The organism is Mediterraneibacter torques, from assembly GCF_044591705.1.
Taxonomy (GTDB): Bacteria; Bacillota; Clostridia; order Lachnospirales; family Lachnospiraceae; genus Mediterraneibacter; species Mediterraneibacter torques.
The window spans coordinates 2642494-2662633 of record NZ_CP172594.1; the positions used below are offsets into that span (position 1 = coordinate 2642494).

16 protein-coding genes, 1 tRNA gene and 1 pseudogene are annotated in these 20140 nt (G+C 40.5%); 2 read left to right on the top strand and 16 right to left on the bottom strand.

Features of this window, described 5'->3' with window-relative positions:
- Positions 1 to 194 precede the first annotated feature (194 nt).
- Positions 195 to 267, top strand: a tRNA-Lys gene (locus tag ACH9UM_RS12335).
- Positions 268 to 414: 147 nt separating this feature from the next.
- Here the strand turns inward: ACH9UM_RS12335 and ACH9UM_RS12340 are convergent.
- The 15 genes and pseudogenes from ACH9UM_RS12340 to ACH9UM_RS12410 all read right to left on the bottom strand — a co-directional run bounded on the left by ACH9UM_RS12340 (position 415) and on the right by ACH9UM_RS12410 (position 18382).
- Complete coding sequence (locus tag ACH9UM_RS12340) at positions 415 to 2355, bottom strand: dockerin type I repeat-containing protein (RefSeq protein ID WP_009243691.1); 1941 nt, start codon at positions 2353 to 2355, stop codon at positions 415 to 417.
- 201 nt (positions 2356 to 2556) lie between these two features.
- Positions 2557 to 5151, bottom strand: coding sequence for an FAD-dependent oxidoreductase (locus ACH9UM_RS12345; RefSeq protein WP_004848452.1), 2595 nt, complete (start codon positions 5149 to 5151; stop codon positions 2557 to 2559).
- On the bottom strand, positions 5148 to 7154 hold the full coding sequence (locus ACH9UM_RS12350; RefSeq protein ID WP_044929440.1) for a transglutaminase domain-containing protein: 2007 nt from the start codon (positions 7152 to 7154) through the stop codon (positions 5148 to 5150). The genes ACH9UM_RS12345 and ACH9UM_RS12350 overlap by 4 nt, the downstream gene beginning before the upstream one ends.
- Before the next feature lie 334 nt (positions 7155 to 7488).
- Positions 7489 to 8061 carry a nitroreductase family protein gene (locus ACH9UM_RS12355; RefSeq protein WP_044929488.1) on the bottom strand — a complete coding sequence of 191 codons (573 nt, stop codon included), beginning with the start codon at positions 8059 to 8061 and terminating at the stop codon, positions 7489 to 7491.
- A gap of 33 nt (positions 8062 to 8094) precedes the next feature.
- A pseudogene (locus ACH9UM_RS12360) lies at positions 8095 to 8349 on the bottom strand (GNAT family N-acetyltransferase); the annotation flags it as partial.
- Between the two features lie 58 nt (positions 8350 to 8407).
- Positions 8408 to 8974: a TMEM175 family protein gene (locus tag ACH9UM_RS12365; protein WP_009320141.1), complete on the bottom strand. Its 567-nt coding sequence runs from the start codon at positions 8972 to 8974 to the stop codon at positions 8408 to 8410.
- Between the two features lie 23 nt (positions 8975 to 8997).
- Positions 8998 to 9837: a pirin family protein gene (locus ACH9UM_RS12370; protein WP_004848443.1), complete on the bottom strand. Its 840-nt coding sequence runs from the start codon at positions 9835 to 9837 to the stop codon at positions 8998 to 9000.
- A complete protein-coding gene (locus ACH9UM_RS12375) occupies positions 9837 to 10256 on the bottom strand; it encodes a MarR family winged helix-turn-helix transcriptional regulator (protein ID WP_009243480.1) in 420 nt (139 codons plus the stop codon). The genes ACH9UM_RS12370 and ACH9UM_RS12375 overlap by 1 nt, the downstream gene beginning before the upstream one ends.
- A gap of 343 nt (positions 10257 to 10599) precedes the next feature.
- Positions 10600 to 12252 (bottom strand): alpha,alpha-phosphotrehalase, encoded by a 1653-nt coding sequence (gene treC / locus ACH9UM_RS12380; protein ID WP_009320142.1) that lies wholly within the window; start codon positions 12250 to 12252, stop codon positions 10600 to 10602.
- Between the two features lie 12 nt (positions 12253 to 12264).
- Complete coding sequence (locus ACH9UM_RS12385) at positions 12265 to 12621, bottom strand: PTS glucose transporter subunit IIA (protein ID WP_009243482.1); 357 nt, start codon at positions 12619 to 12621, stop codon at positions 12265 to 12267.
- A gap of 94 nt (positions 12622 to 12715) precedes the next feature.
- Positions 12716 to 13741: a sensor histidine kinase KdpD gene (locus tag ACH9UM_RS12390; RefSeq protein ID WP_009243483.1), complete on the bottom strand. Its 1026-nt coding sequence runs from the start codon at positions 13739 to 13741 to the stop codon at positions 12716 to 12718.
- Between the two features lie 2 nt (positions 13742 to 13743).
- On the bottom strand, positions 13744 to 14409 hold the full coding sequence (locus ACH9UM_RS12395) for a response regulator transcription factor (RefSeq protein ID WP_009321542.1): 666 nt from the start codon (positions 14407 to 14409) through the stop codon (positions 13744 to 13746).
- A gap of 82 nt (positions 14410 to 14491) precedes the next feature.
- Positions 14492 to 17053, bottom strand: a complete 2562-nt coding sequence (locus ACH9UM_RS12400) for an ABC transporter permease (RefSeq protein ID WP_009243485.1) — start codon at positions 17051 to 17053, stop codon at positions 14492 to 14494.
- Positions 17043 to 17729 (bottom strand): ABC transporter ATP-binding protein, encoded by a 687-nt coding sequence (locus tag ACH9UM_RS12405; RefSeq protein ID WP_009243486.1) that lies wholly within the window; start codon positions 17727 to 17729, stop codon positions 17043 to 17045. The genes ACH9UM_RS12400 and ACH9UM_RS12405 overlap by 11 nt, the downstream gene beginning before the upstream one ends.
- Positions 17730 to 17851: 122 nt before the next feature.
- Positions 17852 to 18382, bottom strand: coding sequence for a PadR family transcriptional regulator (locus ACH9UM_RS12410; protein WP_009243487.1), 531 nt, complete (start codon positions 18380 to 18382; stop codon positions 17852 to 17854).
- Between the two features lie 128 nt (positions 18383 to 18510).
- Here ACH9UM_RS12410 and ACH9UM_RS12415 point away from each other — a divergent pair, with 128 nt between their 5' ends.
- Complete coding sequence (locus ACH9UM_RS12415) at positions 18511 to 19899, top strand: MATE family efflux transporter (RefSeq protein WP_022003228.1); 1389 nt, start codon at positions 18511 to 18513, stop codon at positions 19897 to 19899.
- A 54-nt stretch (positions 19900 to 19953) separates the two neighbouring features.
- Here ACH9UM_RS12415 and ACH9UM_RS12420 read toward each other — a convergent pair whose 3' ends face one another.
- Positions 19954 to 20139: a cysteine-rich KTR domain-containing protein gene (locus tag ACH9UM_RS12420; RefSeq protein ID WP_044953282.1), complete on the bottom strand. Its 186-nt coding sequence runs from the start codon at positions 20137 to 20139 to the stop codon at positions 19954 to 19956.
- Position 20140: the final 1 nt, after the last annotated feature.

Consider the following 20140-nt stretch of genomic DNA (forward strand, 5'->3'; position numbering starts at 1 on the left):
GTGACAACCGCAAATACAGACAAAAACAATACTATTTTTTAACAAAAGATGAAAAGTAAAAACAAATCGGTAAAATAAAGACGAAAATAAAAGAAAAAATAAAGAAAATCGAATTTTTTTGTTAAAAAGGGTTGATTTTTCATAAATTTTAAATTATAATCTTTCTTGCGTTGTAAAACAACATACTATTGCATGCGCGATTAGCTCAGTTGGTAGAGCACCTGACTCTTAATCAGGGTGTCCAGGGTTCGAACCCCTGATCGCGCATTCTAATCACTGTTTTTGCGGACTTGAGAGCCGCGGGGACGGTGATTTTTTTGTACTTTAAATTCAAATATCCGTCTCTTCCCCATTACAAAAAGCGGACAGCTCAATCACCATCCGCTTTTCTTATCGATTTACTATTTACATCACTTACAGGCTTTCTACTTTTCCGCAAACAACTCTCAGGATTGTTCTCAAGTCTTCGATATCAACAGTTCCGTTTTTGTTTATATCTCCCGCCTGTTTCTGCGTTTCTGTCAGTTGTGTCTTTTTACAAATACTTCTCAAGGCTTCACGGACATCGCCGATTTCAACCTTTCCGTTCAAGTTTACATCCCCTTTGACAACTTCAACTTCATCTTTTACAAACTCGACTTTTACAATGCCTGATGAAGCTGTAATCGCATATTTCATAGTAGTACCAGTATAAACCTGACCGTTTTCTTTGTACACTTCTCCGTTAATCGTCCAGTTTTTCACAGAATAACCTTCGTTCGGAGATGCCATAAATTGAACTTCTGTATTCGGAAGAATCTGCGCTCCATTTGATAAATTTTCTCCTGTTGCCGCATTAACCGCTCTTAAAGAACCGTTTGAACCGGATTCATACTGAAGCGTGATCTTCTGTTCTGTGCTTGAATCACCTTTGACAATAATTTTTACATCTACCGAGCCTTCCAAATAGTGATCTGTAGCTGTCGCATGCACAGTTACAGTCGCTTCACCCGCCTTTTTCGGGATCAGCTTACACGATCTGTCTGCGTACGCCTCTTCCACGTCACAAATGTCAGGGTTGTTCGCTTTAAAAGTCACGATTCCCGGAGCTGCCCCCTGCAGGAATACCTCTTTTGCATTTCCTCCCAGTTCAACTGTCATTACCGGACTTGTCACAGCGATCGGGTGTTTCACTTTCTGATAGTTTACATCAATTACATACTCCCGCTTTTCTTTCTCATTCTTTTCGTAAAGAGACGTCTCGTAATAAACTTTGCCGTCCGCTACATGCAAATACCAGATACTGCCCGAAACATTTTCTTCTAACTCAAAAACTTTTTCCGGCTCTGTATTCTTATCAAAGTTCCATTTCCATACAGCTTTCGGAGTGTTGTAGTAAAGCATCCCGTCATAATATGCAATTTCCATACAACCCTTGCCTTTATTATACTGTGACACCGGCCACTCATCCTCGATCTCAACGACCAGTTCTCCCTTCTGAGTCGGGTCTTCCGAATCATACCTCCATATTCCGCTCTTTATCACTCCGTCTCTGGGGAATGATCCGGCAACATATAAACCGCCTTTATATGCGGCCATTTTTCTGGAAACCCATTTCCACTCTACGTTGTCATAAGTTGTATCGTTACAAATTTCATAGCCTTCTCTGTTCCATGTGTGATCTGAAAATTCCGTCTCACTTTTCAGGAAATATTCATGTTTTACAGGGTGGCTTTTTTCCTCCAACACACAGCTTCCGTCATCCCATGTCGCGTCTACAAAATACCATTTTCCATTAATTTTAATCTGATTCCACGCATGAGGCTGGCCTTTTGAAACTCCACTCACTACTTTACACGGAATATTCAGGCGATTCATGTAATACTTATACGCCAATGCATATCCTTCACACACACATTTTTTCTCAAAAATGGCACCTTCAATATCATGGGCCACAAAAGCGCCCAATGACGCACTGTACTGAATTGTTCTAACCAGATGATCATGCACTACAAGCGCTTTTTCCAGATCAGTCGTACAGTTTTCCGTCATCTCTTCAACCATTTCCCATTCCCGTTCCAATTCTTCCGTACGGTCAAAAGGACTTCCTGTCTCGCCGGAATAATAAGGATAATAAGTTTTCAAAAGTCCTGTTTGCGGATCTGTATCGGTTATATCGTTTCGGATCGTCCAATAATATTCCGGTTCCTCATAGTGGATACCGAAAATCACCTTGTTCAATTCTTCATGCGTTATTTTGTACGCGGTTAAATCAATCGCCGTCTGCTTCTTTGCCCAGCAGTCTTTCAGATATTGATCTAACGGAAGCAGCTTCTCTTTAGAGTTTGCTTCTGCAAGCTGTACTTCTGACTGCACTGCCGCCTGCTACGGGTTTTCCTGTGCTCCTACGACGGACGTCCCCGCAATCAATATTCCGCCGCAAAGCGCCAGTGCGCCCGCTCGTTTTTTCCAACCTCTTTTCCATGCCTCATAGTTTTTGTTCATTTTTCTTTTTCCCCTTTACCTTCAATCTGTCTTATGAGTCGCTATGCTGCACTCTATCGTTTTATAAAATTCTTAACAAGTTGCTCCGCCTTTCAAATGTTTCTGCGCTCTTATGTTTTCATCTTTGCGGGCTAACAGTCCATCTCCCAAAAGCTGTTCCTGAACATTTTCAAATCCGAGTCTTTCAACCGTATCCGCAAATCGCTCTCCCGTGATCCCCTGTTCCCGGAACAAAAGAATTGCTTTTTCCACAATATCAAGCACTTCTTCTTTATCTGTAAACACTTTTTCAAGGTATCTTCCCCGCGCTACTTTCTTGCCCCAGCGTCCGCCTATATATACGCGATACCCCGAAACAAATTCTTCAGTCACACCAAACGGACATTTACTGATGCACCTTCCACAGTGATTACATACATTTTCGTCGATCACAATCTTTCCGTCCACCATTTTTGCCGCATGGATCGGACAATTTTTTTCTACCTGGCAAATCCGGCAGCCACGGCACTTTTCAAGATCGACCCACGGAACTTTCTGACCGATAATTCCAAGATCATTCAGATCCGGTTTTACACAATTATTCGGACATCCTCCTACCGCGATCTTAAATTTATGCGGCAGCTTCACATCGCTGTATCCATGGAAAAATCTTTCATGAATTTCTTCGGACAATGCAAACGTATCGATCAGCCCGTACTGACAAGTCGTTCCCTTGCACGATACAACCGGACGGACTTTTGAGCCGGTTCCTCCCATCTCAAGTCCTGCCTGCATCAGATATTCCCGCAGCGGTTCTATATTGTCATAAGGAACGCCCTGAATCTCCATCGTCAGACGAGAGGTCATTGTCACTTCTCCGCTTCCGTATAACTGCGCCGCCTCGGCAATCGTGTGCGCTTCTTCGGCTGTAATCTTTCCGTTTCTTGTGATCACACGTCCGTTAAATTTATCCGGCGTCCTTTTATCCTTTAAAAATCCAAGCGCTTTTACTCTCGTCTCGTCTTCTTTAGAGACAGCTTCTTCTATATTATTTTTCACTTTTACATCATTGAAAAATGTTGCTCCTTCAAGAACGACTGTATTCGTATAGCCGTAATGACGCAACCGGTTTTGAAGAAAATATCCTCTTTTGCCCTTTGCACAGACAAGAAGCAGTTTCTCCTCTTTTCCAAGTCCTTTGATTTCGCCGTTTACAGCTCCTAAGTTTACATATACCGCTCCTCTGATCGACGGCTCCGGCGCAACATCGACAACCGTATAGCCTTCTGCTTTTCCTGCGGCATACTCCGCAGGAGTCATGCTGACGATCGTACCGTCCAGTTTGTTCATCAATACATAAACAGCCTGCACAAACGGATGGATTGCTGTTGAGAACGGCGGTGCATATGCGAAATCCGCATTTTCAAAATCATCCAGAACCGCGCCCATATTCAATCCCATCACTGCGATATCAACCATCTTATCAACAGAGCCCGGACCAAACACCTGAACGCCAAGCAGTTTTCTTGTACTCCGGTCTGCAATCAGTTTCGTAATGAAAAACGAAGCGTCCGGATAATAATGCGCTTTATCATCCGTCGGAACAAGCGCCGTAACTACATCGTAGCCCGCTTCTTTTGCCTGCGCTTCTGTCAGTCCTGTTCTTCCGGCATTCAGACCCGGAAGCTTCACAACGCCTGTGCCGAGAACTCCCGGATACGACTTCTGCGCTCCGGCAAGTACCTGTGCCAATGTACGTCCTTCCAGATTCGCCGAAGATCCCATCGGTGACCACTGACGTTTTCCCGTCAGACGGTTCTTCACCATCACACAGTCTCCTGCCGCATATACATCATCCAGATTCGTTTTCATCTGATCGTCTGTAAGAATCGTTCCTTTGAACATCTCTATACCGCTGTCATTTAAAAACTCCGTATTCGGACGGATTCCCGCAGCCATGATGATCATTTCACACGGCAGATTTCCGGCAGACGTCTTAATTCCCGCCACACGGCCCTGTGTACCTCTTTCATATATCTGCTCCGCTTTCGTTCCTGTAAGCACGCGGATTCCCTGCCGGATCAGATGTCTTTTCGCATAGAGCGCCATCTCAGGATCAAAAATATTCGGCAGGATCTGATCCGCAAAATCAATGACGGTCACCTGGATTCCTTTTGCCTGTAAATTCTCCGCAGCCTCAAGTCCGATGAAACCAGCTCCGATCACAACCGCTTTTTTCACATTGTTTTGTTCTGCATATGTACGGATTCCTTCTGCATCGTCAGGCGTTCTCATCTTAAATACGCCTGCCAGTTCTTTTCCTTCTATCGGAAGGATCGCGGGAGATGCTCCTACTGCAACTACTAATCTATCGTAGGAACAGACTTCTTTCTCGCCTGTCTGTACATCCTGCACCGTCACTTGCTTTTTTTCTGCGTCGAGTGCAACCGCTTCTTTCCCCGTTCTTACTTCAACCCCGGTCAGCGCGGAATATTTCTGCGGAGTATTCACGATCAGCTCGTCCCTGCCCTCGATCAGTCCGCCCACATAGTACGGCAGACCACATCCCGCATAAGAGATATCTTTATCTTTCGTAATCACAGTCACATCAATATTTCTGTCTTCCCGTTTCAATTTCGCAGCAGTTTTTGTTCCGGCAGCCACTCCGCCGATGATTAATATCTTCATTTTGACGCCCCGCTTTCTTCCATATTCAGTTGATCGATCTTTCCGCAGACAAATCTTAAGATCTTCCTTAAATCTTCTATATCAACGTTTCCGTTTTCATTTACATCCGCCGCCTGCTTCTGAAGCGCTGTCAGTTCTGTCTTTTTGCATATACTTCTCAAGGCTTCACGAACATCGCCGATCTCGACCTTCCCACTTAAATTTACATCGCCCTTCACAAATGCCGGCTCATCTTTTACAAATTCAACTTTCACGCTGTCAGATGAAGCGGTGATCGCGCGCTTTAATTCCATGCCTGTATAAACGATGCCGTTTTCCTTATATACTTCTCCGTTTACAACCCAGTTTTTCACAGAATAACCGGAATTTGGAGACGCCGTAAACTGAACTTCTGCATTCGGTTTGATCTTTGCTCCGTTTTCAAGTATTTTCCCTGTTGCCGCATCAACTGCTGCTATACTTCCTCCGTCTCCGGCTTCATATTGAAGAGTGATCTTTTCTTCAATATCATCCCGCTCTTTAACGATCACTTTTACATCTACCGCACCTTCCGCATAATGATCCGTCGGATCTGCATGAACCGTTACGATCGTCTCCCCGGCTTTTTTAGGAATCAGCTGACAGGACTCGTCTTTCCACACAACTTGAACGTCGCAGATCTCAGGATTCTTCGACGTATATGTTACGTTCCCCGGAGCCGCCGACTGCAGGAACACATTTTCACCGCCCATTACAACTGTCATAACCGGTTTGGTTACTGCGATCGGATGCTTTGCTTTCCGGTAATCTTCGTCAAACACATATTGCCCCTTCTGTCTCTCTCCTTTTTCATAAACGCCTGTCTCGTAATAAATCTTCCCGTTTGCAGCCTCTGCATCCCATATTTCGCCCGGAATACTCTGATCCAGTTCAAATACTTTCTCAGGTTCTGATTCAGGATCGAAATTCCATCTCCATACAGCCCGCGGCGTATTGTAGTAAAGCATTCCGTCATAATAAGAAAGTTGTGAATATCCTCTTACTACATTGACAGAGTTCAGCTGCCACTGATCTGTGATCGGAAGCACTAATTCCGCTTCTTTCTCTATATTTTCCGCATCGATCCGCCATATACCGCTCACTTCTTTTCCGCCGACGATCAACGATTTAGAGCGGTACAGTCCGCCCTGATAAGCGTACATTCCCTGAAGATCATTTTTCCAGTCTAAATTGTCATACGTCGTATCGCTGCAAGTTTCATACAGTTCGCTTTCCTTGTTCCATACATGATTCGGAAACTTATTCTCACTGCACAAAAAATACTGATGCTTTACGTCATGACTGTTCGCCACATCATCCCATGTCGGATCTACCATGTACCAATTCCCGTTAAGCTGAATCTGATTCCACGCATGAGACTGACCATTTGACGTTCCGCTTACGATCTTGCACGGAATTTCCAAACGATTCATATAATATTTATACGCAAGCGCATATCCCTCGCACACAGCTTCTTTCTCAAAAATTGCGCCTTCAATGTCATGAGCCGCCGCCTGCAGTCTGGAAGAATACACGATTGTATCGCACAAGTGCTCATGTACTACCAGCGCTTTTTCTATATCCGTTTTACAATATTTCGTTTTTTCCTTTACAACTTCCCATTCCCGTTCCAGTTCTTCGCTCCTGTCAAGAGGTTTTCCCGTCGTTCCCTCGTAATATTGATAATACGTTTTTACGAAGCCTGTTTCCTCGTCTTTATTAATAGCAGTGTTGCGCAACACCCAATAATACTCCGGATTTTCATAATGTATCCCGAAGATGACCTTATTCAGTTCTTCTTCATTCAGTTTATACGCGCTTACATCAATCACCTCTTGTTTGTTCTTCCAGCACTCCTTCAAATATTCCTCGATAGAAAGCTGCACCGTTTGCAGCTCCTCCTTTGCCAATCGTATCTCCGTTTGATCCGCCGTAAACTGCGGATGCTCCTGTGCTCCGGCGACAGACGTTCCCGTTATTATCATTCCTGCACAGAGTGCTAGCGCTCCAACCCGCTTTTTCCAGTCCTTTTTCCATAATCCATATTCATTTTTCTTTTTCCCTTTTCTCTACGCTCTTCCGCTTCTGTTTTACAGACCGATATTATACAGACAGGCTAACATTTAGGAATATAATTGTCAACCATATTCCGCATATTTTCACCCTTTTTTCTGACGATTATTTTCCCCTCTTTTATTCCTTTTCTCCTTCGGTTCTCCGAACTGTTTTCCTCGTTTATGACGGTGCAAAAATCCCCCTCTCCGGATGATCCGAAAAGGGGGATTTTATGTTTTTATTTGATTCTATTCTGATGAGCCGCTATCTTAACACGGTTACTCTTTTATCTATATCTTCTTTTTCTTTTTTATCGGGTTCGCTGACTATGCCTCCAAACGGCATCTGAGCTACCAGTTTAAAGTTTTCCGGTATATCAAAAATTTCCTTCACCCGTGCATCTATTACCGGATTATAATGCTGCAGCGAAGCGCCGACATTCAACTCTCTTAGCATAGACCAAACAGCAAGCTGCAGCATCCCGTTTGCCTGATTTGCCCAAACAGGAAAATTATCCGCATATGTACTGAACTGTTCCTGCATTTTCTTAACAGTTGCCTCGTCATATAAAAACAGCACTGTTCCGGCTCCGGCTTTAAACGAATCTATTTTTTCCCGAGGTACTTTTCCCTCAAAAACATTGTAAATTTCATCCCACAGCCGATCGTGTTTTTCACCAAATGCAAGCACGATTCTTGCACTTTTCATATTGAATGCATCCGGCACTAATTCTGTAACTTCCTTTATCTTTTCTTCAATCTCTTTTTCCAAAACCGGCAGATTCTTATCAATGTTATAATATGTTCTTCTGTTTTCTAATGATTTTATGATGCCCATAACTGCCTCCTCCTTTAACAGTACGTCTAAATATTCTTTCTTTAACTTAAATTCCCTTTTTGCGAAAGAACATAAAGGAATAATTTTTATATCGTTTTTTCTCGCTTCTTCAACCAGTTTAGCAACTAATCTGCCTGCGATTCCCTGTCCGCCATAACTTTTTTCCACAAAAGTGTGGTCTATGATCCATACTTTATCCGACTTAGCATATGTGCTTTCTCCAATGAATTTTTCATCATCGTATGCGGCCGCTCTGTTTTCTTTTTGTTCATATATAATTTTTATCACTGTCGATTACCTCCTGCTTATACAATACATTTTTTCATTTACGTTTGCGCCTTTTTCATCATGCTTTTTCCAGCCTGCTGTCCGGTACGATCCAAGTCAAAGCGATCGCAATATATATCAAATACGAAATGACCGGAAAATAAAAAGCAAAAATAATAGCGGCGGCATATGCGATAATAGAAAGCTTTCCTTTTAAATCATTTCCGATATTTCGGAAAATTTGAGAGTCCTTTCCATTAATCTTTATAACTTCAGCCTGGACTATATTGTAAGAGACAGCACACATAAAGAGTATGATTCCATAAAATAAAGCCGGTAAACTTTTATACGGATTTAGTCCCATCCATTCCGTTGCCATCGGGATCAATGACATCCAAAAGATCCAATGTAAATTTTTCCATAACAATCTACCTGATACTGAATCTGTCATATTAATTAAATGATGATGGTTTGCCCAATATATCCCCACATAAATAAAACTTAGAATATATGCTAAAAATGTCGGGAAAACCTCTTTTACCGCATCCAAAGTTAAATCTTTCGGTGCATTAAGCTTTAGCACCATGATTGTTATAACGATCGCTAATACGCCATCACTAAAGGCTTCCATTCTCCCTCTGCTCATTATACTTTTCCTTGTAGTTCGTATTAATACTCTGCTGTTTCTTTGATGAATGTATTGCTTCTAAGTTCTAAAAACGCCTTTTGAAGCTCTTCCTGCGTATTCATTACAATCGGACCGGCCCATGCAACCGGTTCATTCAACGCCCTTGAATTCATATATAAAACTTGAGCCTTCTCATTCCCGTTCTTAATTGTAAGACTGTCTCCTTCCGTTAATTTGACGGCTGTTTTTTCCTCTATGTGCTCGCCGTCAATATAAACGTCTCCTAAAAGTGTAAAGACCATTACCGAATCATCCTCTTCCATCGTAAGTGTAACTTCTGCATCAGCATTTAGATGGATATCGTAATAATCCATAGAGAGATAATCGCCTTTATAGCCTTCATGTTCCCCATATTTTCCGGCTAAAAGTCTTATCTTTCCTCCTTCTATTTCAATCTCCTTTATATCTTCGTTTTTAATACTATTGTAACTTGGCTTACTCATTTTATCTTTTGCCGGTAAATTCAGCCACAACTGTACTCCTAAAAGCCTTTCTGCCGCCGGAACCATCTCCTCATGCATAATTCCGGAACCCGAATTCATCCACTGAACTTCTCCGTCTGAAATACCCGCTTCATTCCCAAGACTGTCTCTATGAACCATCTTACCTCTCGATACATAACTGATCGTTTCGATCCCTCTATGCGGATGCATTGGAAATCCTGCTGTATAATCGTCGGGATTAATGCTATCAAAAGAATCAAGCATTAAAATAGGATCAAACTCTTTTGTTGTCAGATTCCCCAAAACTCTTACTAATTTTACGCCTGCGCCATCTGTTGTTCTGAATCCTTTGACTTTAGTCTTCACTTTTCTTTTCATTATAATTTTCCTCCTATTTTCTTCAAAAGATACAGCAGTTTTTCCTTTTCTTCCTGATCTAAAACTTCCATGCTTTCTGCTATCATCGCTTCATTTCGAGGTACGATTTTACTAATTACATCATATCCTTCTTGCGTCAGATGCAGTATGCACACGCGTCTGTCTTTCTCGTTACACATTCTTTCGACATAGTTCATTTTTACTAAATTGTTCACTATAAGAGGTATCGTTCCTACACTGCTTAAGATTCTTTCCCTTACCTCTCCTACACTCATATCTCCCTTGCTGTAGAGAGCCTCTAAAACCATAAACTGGCTAAAGGTTAAATTGTACTCCGCTGCTATCTTGGATGTCTTTTTATCCAAGGCGTTTACATTTCTGTGAAGTCCGATCAATATCTTCATCTCAGTTCTTCCCAAAAATCATTCACCTCCTTAAGCATTTTATATCTAACTAGATAATATCTATATAGATAGATTATATTATTTTTTCACATTTGTAAATAGCCAATCAGTATTTCTCAAAAACGCCCTTTAGATTAAGGATTATACAGATTACTCCAACAACAAACGCCTGCAAAGAACTCTCGGAAGTTTAACACCGATGGAAAAACGCGAAATTTACTTACAAGCCGCACAAAAAAACTCCTGCCGGAAGATAATCTACCGGCAGGAAAAAATTTTATATTTTTCAGTTGTCTACTTGACAGAGAGCAGTTCCATTCCCACTTCAGCCTTGATTGTGTACCCAAACTATGTCATTTTATTCTTCGCCTTTTTCCAAGACTATAATTTCATATGGGCGCAATGTCAGCACCTTATAATTGTTCTTATGATTTTCCTCGTAATTTCCCAGGATTTTTCTTCCGGACTTCCATTCCTGTGTAAATTCCATCTGACTTTCTACATCACGAAAATTACAACAAACAAGGAGCTTCTGTTTATCCAAACATCTTGTATATGCCAACACGCCGGCATTTTCTACTTCCATAAATTCAATGTTTCCCCTGGCGATAACTTCTTTTTCTTTACGAAGCATAATCAGCTTTTTATAAAATTCTAAAATGGAATCTCTATCCTGTTTTTGTTTCTTTACATTGATTTTTTCAAAATTATCCGATACAGGAATCCATGGCTTTGTATCCGAAAATCCACAGTATCTTTCATCTGTCCATTGCATCGGGGTACGGCTGTTATCTCTTGAACGGGCGGCCAGAATTTCCAGCGCCTCCTCTTTTGTTTTTCCTTCGTTTAAAAGAATCTCATAGTAATTCCGACTCTCTACGTCTGCATACTGCTCAATAGATGTATAGTGCGGATTCGTCATTCCGATTTCTTCTCCCTGATAAATATAAGGAGTTCCTCGCATTAGATGAATCATACCGGCAAGCATCTTTGCTGATTCTTTCCAATATTCCCCTTCGTTTCCAAAACGTGATACGATACGAGGCTGATCATGATTGCACCAAAACAGTGCATTCCATGCATTTCCCCTCTGCATTCCCATCTGCCATTTTTCAAAGATAACTTTCAATTCCATATAATCCGGTTCCATAAGTTCCCACTTGTTTCCATCCTTATAATCCACTTTCAGGTGATGGAAATTAAAACACATAGACAACTCTTTTTCTTCTGCACCTGAATAACGGATACAATGTTCAAGCGTTGTAGATGACATCTCCCCTACTGTTACATAATCTTCAATTCCTGTATCTCGTACAAGTTCTTTCAGATATTCATGAACGTACGGTCCGTCTGTATAAAATTTTCTTCCGTCTCCTTCAAAATCATCTTCCCAAATCTCAGGCTTCGAAATCAAATTCACTACATCAAAACGAAAGCCTTTTACACCTTTTGCTTTCCAAAAACGAATAACTTCTTTCAACTCTTCTCTGACTTCCGGATTTTTCCAGTTCAGATCTGCCTGTGTCACATCAAATAAATGCAAATACCATTTTCCGAGAGAGGATACATATTCCCATGCAGAACCTCCAAACTTTGACTGCCAGTTTGTCGGGGGCTGATCCGGCGCCCCCTCCTTAAATATATAATAATCCTGATATTTTTTTTCACCTGCAAGCGCTCTCCTGAACCATTCGTGTGATGTAGATGTATGATTAAACACCATATCAAACATCAGTCCAATATTCCGTTTTTCCCCTTCTGCAATGAGATTGTCTAAATCTTCCATTGTCCCAAACATCGGATCAATATTTCGATAATCCGCTACGTCATACCCATTGTCTCTCTGGGGTGACACAAAAAATGGTGTGAGCCACAAATAATCAACACCTAAATCTTTCAGATAATCCAATTTTTCTGCAACACCTCTAAGATCTCCGATTCCATCTCCATTGGAATCCTTAAAAGACTTTGGATAAATTTGATAAATCACTTTATTACTAAAATCTGCCATACTGCTTTCCCTCTATTCTATTTCAATAATCACTGTTTCATTTTCCTGCGCGTAAATTCCTGTATGAAAATGAACTGTTTTTTCATCTGCCCCATCTGTGATCACACAAACAGTCACGTCCGAGTATCCTGCTTCCTTAATTTTCTGACGATTAAAACGAATTAACGGAGTTCCTGCTTTTACCTCCTGTCCTTCTTTAATCAGATACTCAAATCCGTCTCCCTGCATTTCCACAGTGTCAATTCCGATATGTAATAACAATTCCATGCCATTGTCTAATACAAGTCCACAGGCATGTCTTGAATCTTCCATAACTCTATCACGGGTTTTGTTGCCACAAATCGGGCAAATTATCCATTCTGAAATCATAAATTATCCATCTCCATTTATCTTGTTTTATTTGATCTTTCTATTTTATATTTACTATCTTGACAAATTCATATCGTACACTTATCTGGAATTACTATTGTTCTCTAAACTTTTTCAAAAATAAAGAAAATGTTGTACCTTTTTCATCGGATGCCACCTTGATATACCCGTTCTGCTTATTCACAATATCACGGGTAAGATATAAACCGATTCCCACACCGTCAACTCCTGCTGACTGCTTTCCACGGTAAAATCTGCCGAAGATTTTTGCCTGTTCTTCTTCAGGAATGCCAATTCCGTTATCGGATACATCCAATCGCAAATACGATGGATATTCGGTGATTTTCAAGTCCACAACTCCTCCGCTTGGTGTGTATTTCACAGCATTGTCAAGTACATTGGTAACAGCTTCTGCCGTCCAGTTAAAATCAAGCAGGGCTTCAAAGGTCTGCCCACAATCAAAGGTAATCGTAATATTTTTATCCCTTGCTTTGGCATAAACCGTTTTCACCGCTTGCATAACAATATCATTTAAACTGTTTTGTTCAGGTTTCAATCGGATAATGCCACTTTCCAAACGGGACATTTTAATCAAACTGTTTGTCAAAAAAGTCAGCTTTTCAAGGGACATCTGCAAGGTGGCAATATATTCACTTCTCTCCTCATCGGATAACCCTGTATCACCTAATAACTGTGCAAAAGTGTTTGCCGCTGCTACGGGCGTTTTGATTTGATGCGAAATATCAGAGATTAAAGTTTTGATCTGTTCTTTCTCTTGTGTCAGCATTTGATTCTGTGCCTTTAAAATATTGCGGAGTTTTAGAAGTTGGTGCTGCAGCCGTGCGGTCAGGGTATCCTCAGCTTCTGAAAAGACCATCCGTTCCTGCTGTTCTACCAAAGCTTCAATGAGCAGCGTAATCTCCTCTAACAGATTATCGTTATAGCGGTTGTGCAGAAAGTCCATTAGGAACAACAAGCCACATAAAAATACAAATGCAAAAGAGATAAAAAGCGTACGGAAAAGGATGTCCTCCATAAAAAAGAACACACCAACAGATACCACCGCCGTAGCAGTACCTATAATTAAAATCAGTTTTCTGTAAATTCCAAAATGCTTCATCGTCATTCTCCAAAAGTGTAACCCATACCAAAAACCGTCACAATGTATTCCTGCTTTTCATCATGCAGTTTCTGCCTTAGTCGCTTAATATTCACACGCACGGTATTATCATCAACAAAGTTTCCGTCTATATCCCAAAGCTGTTCCAAAAGCATTGCCTTTGTAACAACCCTTCCCCTGTTTTCCATTAGATAAAGGAGCAATTTGTATTCTGTTGAGGTCAAATGTATTTCCTGTCCCTTCATCAAAACAACACACTTTTCTTTATCTAACTCTAAATCTCTGTATTTCATACGAAATTTTCCTATGCCGGTTCTTTTTAGAACTGCCAATACTTTTTTTCGTAAAACTTCAATAGAAAAAGGCTTTGATATATAATCATCACAACCAACGCCAAACCCTTCCAACATATCTTCTTCCGTATCATTAGCGGTCAAAAATAATACAGGTGTTTCCGATGTTTCCCGAATTTTCTTACAAAATTCCAAACCATTTCCGTCAGGCAGGTTAATATCAAGCAGAAACAAATCATACTTTTGCTTTTGGTATTGCTGCAATGCTTCCAAATACCCATAGACTGCTGTAACCGTATGCTCGTCTTTTTTTAAGGCGATAGAAATACCCTTGCTCAGAATTTTATCATCTTCAAGGAGAAAAATATTTGCCATAGCCGTAAAACGCACCACCTTCCTCAATATGCAAAATTGCAGGAACAGACGCAGCAACGCTGCGTCCGTCCCGCAACCTCATTTAATTCTCAAAATTGTGCAGTCTTTCAATGACCGTTTCATCAGAAGTTGCCTTGTGAACAATGGCAGGAACACTTAAACAAATTACAAAGATTGCTGCAATCAAACCGATGACAAGAGCAACAGGGTATTTAAATACTGCATAGTTTGCCATATGCGGAACTGCATCTGCCACCAACATTAGGAACGCATTGCCAAAAGTCATAATCAGCAGAGTAGAAATCAGAGCATAAATACCGCCTTCTAAAGTAAGTATCTTCATAATCTGCTTTTTCGTTGTTCCGATACTTTCCATAATGGCAAATTCATTTTTCCTTGCCACCACACCCGTCAGCATTACATTGACAAAGTTAATCAAACCAATGACAATGAGCAGAATTGCGGCACCGTTCCCCAACAAGCTTAAAGAGTAGTTCATCTGTTCAAATAGTTCTTTCTGATTAACAGAAGATCTAAGTTGCCATTCTGATCCAGTCAAGGTACTGTTGATCGCCTGTAATTCGCTGTCAATTCGCTCTAAATCGTTGAAATTCTTAATGTCAACACCGATTGCCGAAATGATCGGTTCTTTCGTCAGTCGTTCCATACCCGCTTCGCTGACAAAGATGATATTCGGCACAATTTGAATGTCCTTGCGTCTGCCAATACCTTCTGAAAGAGTATTATCATAATCATCATAGTAAAAAGCTCCGCCAATTTTGAAATCAGTTGCCTTGCCGTCTGTACTGTCGGCAGTTAGTGTCAATGTTTCACCCACTAAAGCGGTATTAGGAGCGTTATATTCGGTATCTTTTCCTGCAATCGCTGTTTCGCCACGCTTAAATGCTTCCATGTCAATAGGCGTATCAGAATGCTCTGCATTGTATTCTTCCAGTACCCTGTCGTCTGGAAGTGTTGTAATATAGCAGCCGTAGTCACCGGCATCAGCATACCCTTTAAGTGCCTCTATCATTTGTTCATAGGACTGCCCTTTGGATTTATATCTACTATCCTCATATTGGATTTTCATAAAGCCTTCTAAAGCGGTTTCATCAAAGTCAATACCTGCCCAGACTGTCTTTTGAATATCTACATTTTCAACACCGTCGATTTGCTTAATCTGTTCCACAAAATGTTCGTCGAATTGAGGTACTTCCTTGTTGAGTTGCTCAGGCTGTTCAAATTGAATATCATTGTATTCAAAGTTATAATCCATGTATTCCTTAATAAAGTTCTCAGCCGACATACTGCTTATAACTCCATTTACACCTAAAATCATAGTAATTCCCATAAATAAGGACATAAACACAAGGATAGCCCGCTTTTTGTCACGGAACACATTATGAAATGCCATCACATGCAGCTTGCCACCATTAGTGGAATTTCTGCTTTTTGTTTTCTTCGGTGCAAAATTCTGAAACTTCAATGCTTCTATTGGCGAAATTTTTGCAGCCGCTTTTGCAGGAGCATTGCAGGCAATCCAAACAGTTACCGCCGAAAAGAGAATGGACAGAATATAGATAGATGGATGGAAAAACACTTCGGCATCCATCATCGACTTGCCCTGTTCAAAGCCCTCGTTCAAAACAAAGGGAACAATTCCAAAGGAAACAGCAGTGGCTAACACAATACCAATCGGGATACCAATGCAGGCAAACTTAACTGCCTGATTTTTTACCAGTGATTTAATCTGTTTTTGCGTTGTTCCAAGCGTTTTCATCAAACCGTAAAAACGGGTATCCTTTGAAATGGATATATACAAAACATTGTAAATAAGCAGATAGCCGCTGCCAATGATAAAGAATACCAATAGAATTACCATTGCGATAACTGAACCGCTTGATGATTTCATGGAAACCGCACCGCCGAAAGATTGATTTTCGTTAAGCTCCACATCTTTTTGAATACGATAAAAATCATCGGGCATTTTATTCAGCGACAAAGAAAGAACGCCGTCCTCTGCCATTGTATAACCTGCATTTTTGCAATACGCTTCGGAAACAAAGCCCATTCCCGTACCTGTATAGGAATGAAACCATCCGCTTAATGTGAAATTTTTTTCCTGCTGACCGTTTTTATCATAATAGGACAGAGGAATTTCCATATTCAGCTTCGGCTCTTTCATTCCAAGCTGTGAAAGAGCATCCTCTGACAGCATAATTTCATTTTCATCTGAAGGATATTTCCCTTCTATATCTTTGATTGTTTCTTTATAGTGTTTTTCCCATTCCGTAGGGTCGTAATACGAAAGTGCGATAGAAAGATCACGCCCCTCGTCGTTCTTCTCAGCAACCGAGCCGACCATATACTGCGTACCGACAGTTTTAACATATTCCAAATTCTTAATCTGCTGTTCCTGCTTTTCTGTCGGCATCGCAAGGGACGCATTAGCGGTTGTGCCTGCGGTACGCACCTGCATTAACTTCATATTTTCCATATAGTTAATGCCCAAACTAAACACAGTTGTAATCATAAAGGTAGTGAGAACGATCGCAAACACCGCAAACAGGTTACGAATACGGTTTGCTTTCATCATTCCCTTTTCCACTCTCTTAACTGCTTTTTTATTTCGGTTAGCGTGCATATCTGACACCTCCCGAAACAACCTTGCCATCCTCAATGCGGATTGTACGGTCTGCCATTTGAGCGATTTCCTCATTGTGCGTGATCATAATGGTGGTTTGGTGGAACTGACGGCTGATCGATTGCATCAGCAAAATAACATCCATACTTGTTTTTGAGTCCAGATTTCCCGTCGGCTCATCCGCAAGGATAATGGCAGGCTTTGTCGCAAGGGCACGGGCAATCGCAACCCTCTGTTGCTGACCGCCTGAAAGATTATTCGGCATATTTTTAAGCTTTTGTTCTAAGCCAAGAGTATGGATAATCTCTTTTACAAATCTTGTATCGGTCTTGCCACCGTCGATCTCAATAGGGTACACAATATTCTCATAAACATTGAGAACAGGAAGCAGATTGTAATTCTGAAATACAAAGCCGATATTTCTGCGGCGGAAAATTGTCAATTCCTCGTCCTTCATTTTCAAAAGTTCTTTTCCTCGGATAGTAACACTACCAGAAGTAGGGCGGTCTAACCCACCAATCATATTTAAGAGAGTGGATTTACCGCTGCCTGATGTACCGATAACAGCAACAAATTCGCCTTCCTCTACGGAAATGGATACCCCATCCAAAGCATGGACTTCGTTTTCTCCGCTTCCGTATATCTTTCGTAAATCTTTTGTTTCAAGTATTGCCATATTGAAAACCTCCAAATTTGTATTTTTTATTTTGTAAGTTCAGTATAGCAACCACTTCTTACAATCTCATTACAATCCAAACTAAAAAATAACAGCATCTCTTTTGTTCCTACCATGCACTTTTACGAATTGATTTCTTTTTTTAATGAAGCAATCCACTCCTCTATTGCCTCTGCCAATGTGTATTGTTGCTGTAAAACTGCCATACCCGTAACAGGAATATCTTCTTTACTTTTTTTCAAAGCAATATTTTCTTCCAGATATTTTTTCAATACCTCCATACTGCTCTCAATATTATCCAGACATTCTTGCTGTCTTTCTCTGGGCATACTGTCCAGATTTACAATGACAGCATTAAAATCTAAAAAAATGTTTATCGGCTTACAGGATATTTCAAGCATCAATTTTTCAAACTGCCGTTTCCCTTTTTCAGTTAAAGAATACACTGATTTTTCTGGCATTTTGCCCTCTCTTTCAATATGACTTGAAATATATCCTTTTTCCTCCAACTGGATAACCTTTTTATAAATGGACGGGGTACTAATTTTTACCCATTTTGAAATATTGCGGTACTCTACCAACTTTTGAAGGTCATACGCACTCAGAGGTTCTTTCTTTAACATTCCCAAAACAATTAAGTCAATGGTCGCCATATCAATTTCCTCCTTTACTCTCTTGACAACTACTATAAATTATAGTAGAATACCATTTGCGTTTCAACTACTATAATTTATAGTAGTATATTTTATTCTATTTGTCAAGTGAAAGGAGAAAGAACACTATGGACAATCAAAACAGAAAATTGGAGTTATTGGGCAATGCTCCAATCCCAAAAGCCCTTTTAGCTATGGGTATTCCAACAATGATTGGTATGCTCATCAACGCCTTATACAATCTCGTTGACGCCTATTTCGTAGGCGGATTAGGCGAAAGTCAAATGGCTGCCATCTCGGTTGTGTATCCACTCGGTCAAGTAGTCGTTGGCTTAGGATTACTTTTTGGTAATGGGGCAGCATCCTACATTTCTCGACTGTTAGGACAAAGAAATAAGGATCAGGCAAACAAAGTGGCAAGCACTGCACTATATAGCAGTCTTGTTGTTGGTGCAATTATGATTGTTTTATCAATCCTCTTTTTGAAACCCATTCTAAGACTTTTAGGTGCAACAGAAAGTGTCCTTCCTTATGCAGCTACCTATGCCAGTATTTACATTGTTTCCTGCATTTTCAATGTTTTTAATGTCACAATGAACAATATCGTGACAAGTGAAGGAGCTGCAAAAACTACAATGTGTGCCTTGTTGTTAGGTGCAATCCTCAATATCGGTTTAGATCCATTATTTATATACACTTTTAATTTTGGTGTTGCAGGAGCTGCTATTGCCACAGCAATTTCTCAGGTAGTATCTACTCTTGTGTATCTATTTTATATTTTCAGACAAAAAAGTGCTTTTCAGTTTAGAATAAAGGACTGTACTTTTTCTAACGAAATTTTATCTGAAATTTTCAAAATTGGCGTTCCGACACTTGTATTTCAATTATTGACAAGTATTTCTATCTCTCTAATAAACAATGCCGCAGGTAATTACGGCGATTCAGCCATAGCAGGAATGGGTGTTGTTACTCGTCTTATATCTATGGGCAGCTTAACAGTATTTGGTTTTATCAAAGGCTTTCAACCGATTGCAGGTTATAGTTATGGGGCGAAAAAATTTGATCGTCTGCGTACTGCAATCAAAATTTCCATCTTATGGTCAACTATTTTCTGTGTAATCGTAGGGTTATTATTCAGTCTGTTTTCTACGACTATTGTTTCACAGTTTACAACCGGAAACACAGAAATGATTCACATTGGGGCTTCCTCTTTAAGAATAAACGGTATTACATTTATGCTGTTTGGATACTATACGGTATATTCCTCTTTATTCCTTGCTCTTGGAAAAGGAAAAGAAGGGTTTATTCTTGGGGCTTGCCGACAAGGTATCTGCTTCATTCCCGTTATCTTAATTTTTCCATTTATATGGGGATTAAACGGTATTTTATACGCACAGCCGATTGCCGATGTTCTCTCTGCACTTATTACAGTATTTATGGCAATCCCTTTGCATAAAAGTTTAACTATTGCCGAACAGAAAATGAAAACAACTTCTATCCCCTGTGACAGACAATAAAATCAAGCATAAAAGTAGTAACAGAGCCGATGAACTGTGAAACATTTCTCAACTTCATCGGCTCTGCGTCTTTGCGTCTGGCTCTTTGATGACAGTTATTTGCAAGTTCTTTGCATCAATTAAACTTTCCTGTTTACATTTCGGACAATAAAGGGGGAAGTTTTTCAATTCTGTATCTTCCCTGATTTTGTCACGGGTTTTATTGCCACATATTGGACACATTATCCATTCTGATTTCATA

What these genes read in the sequence shown, in the direction of transcription:
- ACH9UM_RS12410 (WP_009243487.1), bottom strand. Translation starts at nt 18,382, where the DNA reads ATGGCGACCATTGACTTAATTGTTTTGGGAATGTTAAAGAAAGAACCT.
- ACH9UM_RS12395 (WP_009321542.1), bottom strand. Translation starts at nt 14,409, where the DNA reads ATGGCAAATATTTTTCTCCTTGAAGATGATAAAATTCTGAGCAAGGGT.
- ACH9UM_RS12420 (WP_044953282.1), bottom strand. Translation starts at nt 20,139, where the DNA reads ATGAAATCAGAATGGATAATGTGTCCAATATGTGGCAATAAAACCCGT.
- ACH9UM_RS12415 (WP_022003228.1), top strand. Translation starts at nt 18,511, where the DNA reads ATGGACAATCAAAACAGAAAATTGGAGTTATTGGGCAATGCTCCAATC.
- ACH9UM_RS12365 (WP_009320141.1), bottom strand. Translation starts at nt 8,974, where the DNA reads ATGAGCAGAGGGAGAATGGAAGCCTTTAGTGATGGCGTATTAGCGATC.
- ACH9UM_RS12345 (WP_004848452.1), bottom strand. Translation starts at nt 5,151, where the DNA reads ATGAAGATATTAATCATCGGCGGAGTGGCTGCCGGAACAAAAACTGCT.
- ACH9UM_RS12400 (WP_009243485.1), bottom strand. Translation starts at nt 17,053, where the DNA reads ATGCACGCTAACCGAAATAAAAAAGCAGTTAAGAGAGTGGAAAAGGGA.
- ACH9UM_RS12355 (WP_044929488.1), bottom strand. Translation starts at nt 8,061, where the DNA reads ATGGGCATCATAAAATCATTAGAAAACAGAAGAACATATTATAACATT.
- ACH9UM_RS12350 (WP_044929440.1), bottom strand. Translation starts at nt 7,154, where the DNA reads ATGATAATAACGGGAACGTCTGTCGCCGGAGCACAGGAGCATCCGCAG.
- ACH9UM_RS12385 (WP_009243482.1), bottom strand. Translation starts at nt 12,621, where the DNA reads ATGATTTCAGAATGGATAATTTGCCCGATTTGTGGCAACAAAACCCGT.
- ACH9UM_RS12370 (WP_004848443.1), bottom strand. Translation starts at nt 9,837, where the DNA reads ATGAAAAGAAAAGTGAAGACTAAAGTCAAAGGATTCAGAACAACAGAT.
- treC (WP_009320142.1), bottom strand. Translation starts at nt 12,252, where the DNA reads ATGGCAGATTTTAGTAATAAAGTGATTTATCAAATTTATCCAAAGTCT.
- ACH9UM_RS12390 (WP_009243483.1), bottom strand. Translation starts at nt 13,741, where the DNA reads ATGAAGCATTTTGGAATTTACAGAAAACTGATTTTAATTATAGGTACT.
- ACH9UM_RS12405 (WP_009243486.1), bottom strand. Translation starts at nt 17,729, where the DNA reads ATGGCAATACTTGAAACAAAAGATTTACGAAAGATATACGGAAGCGGA.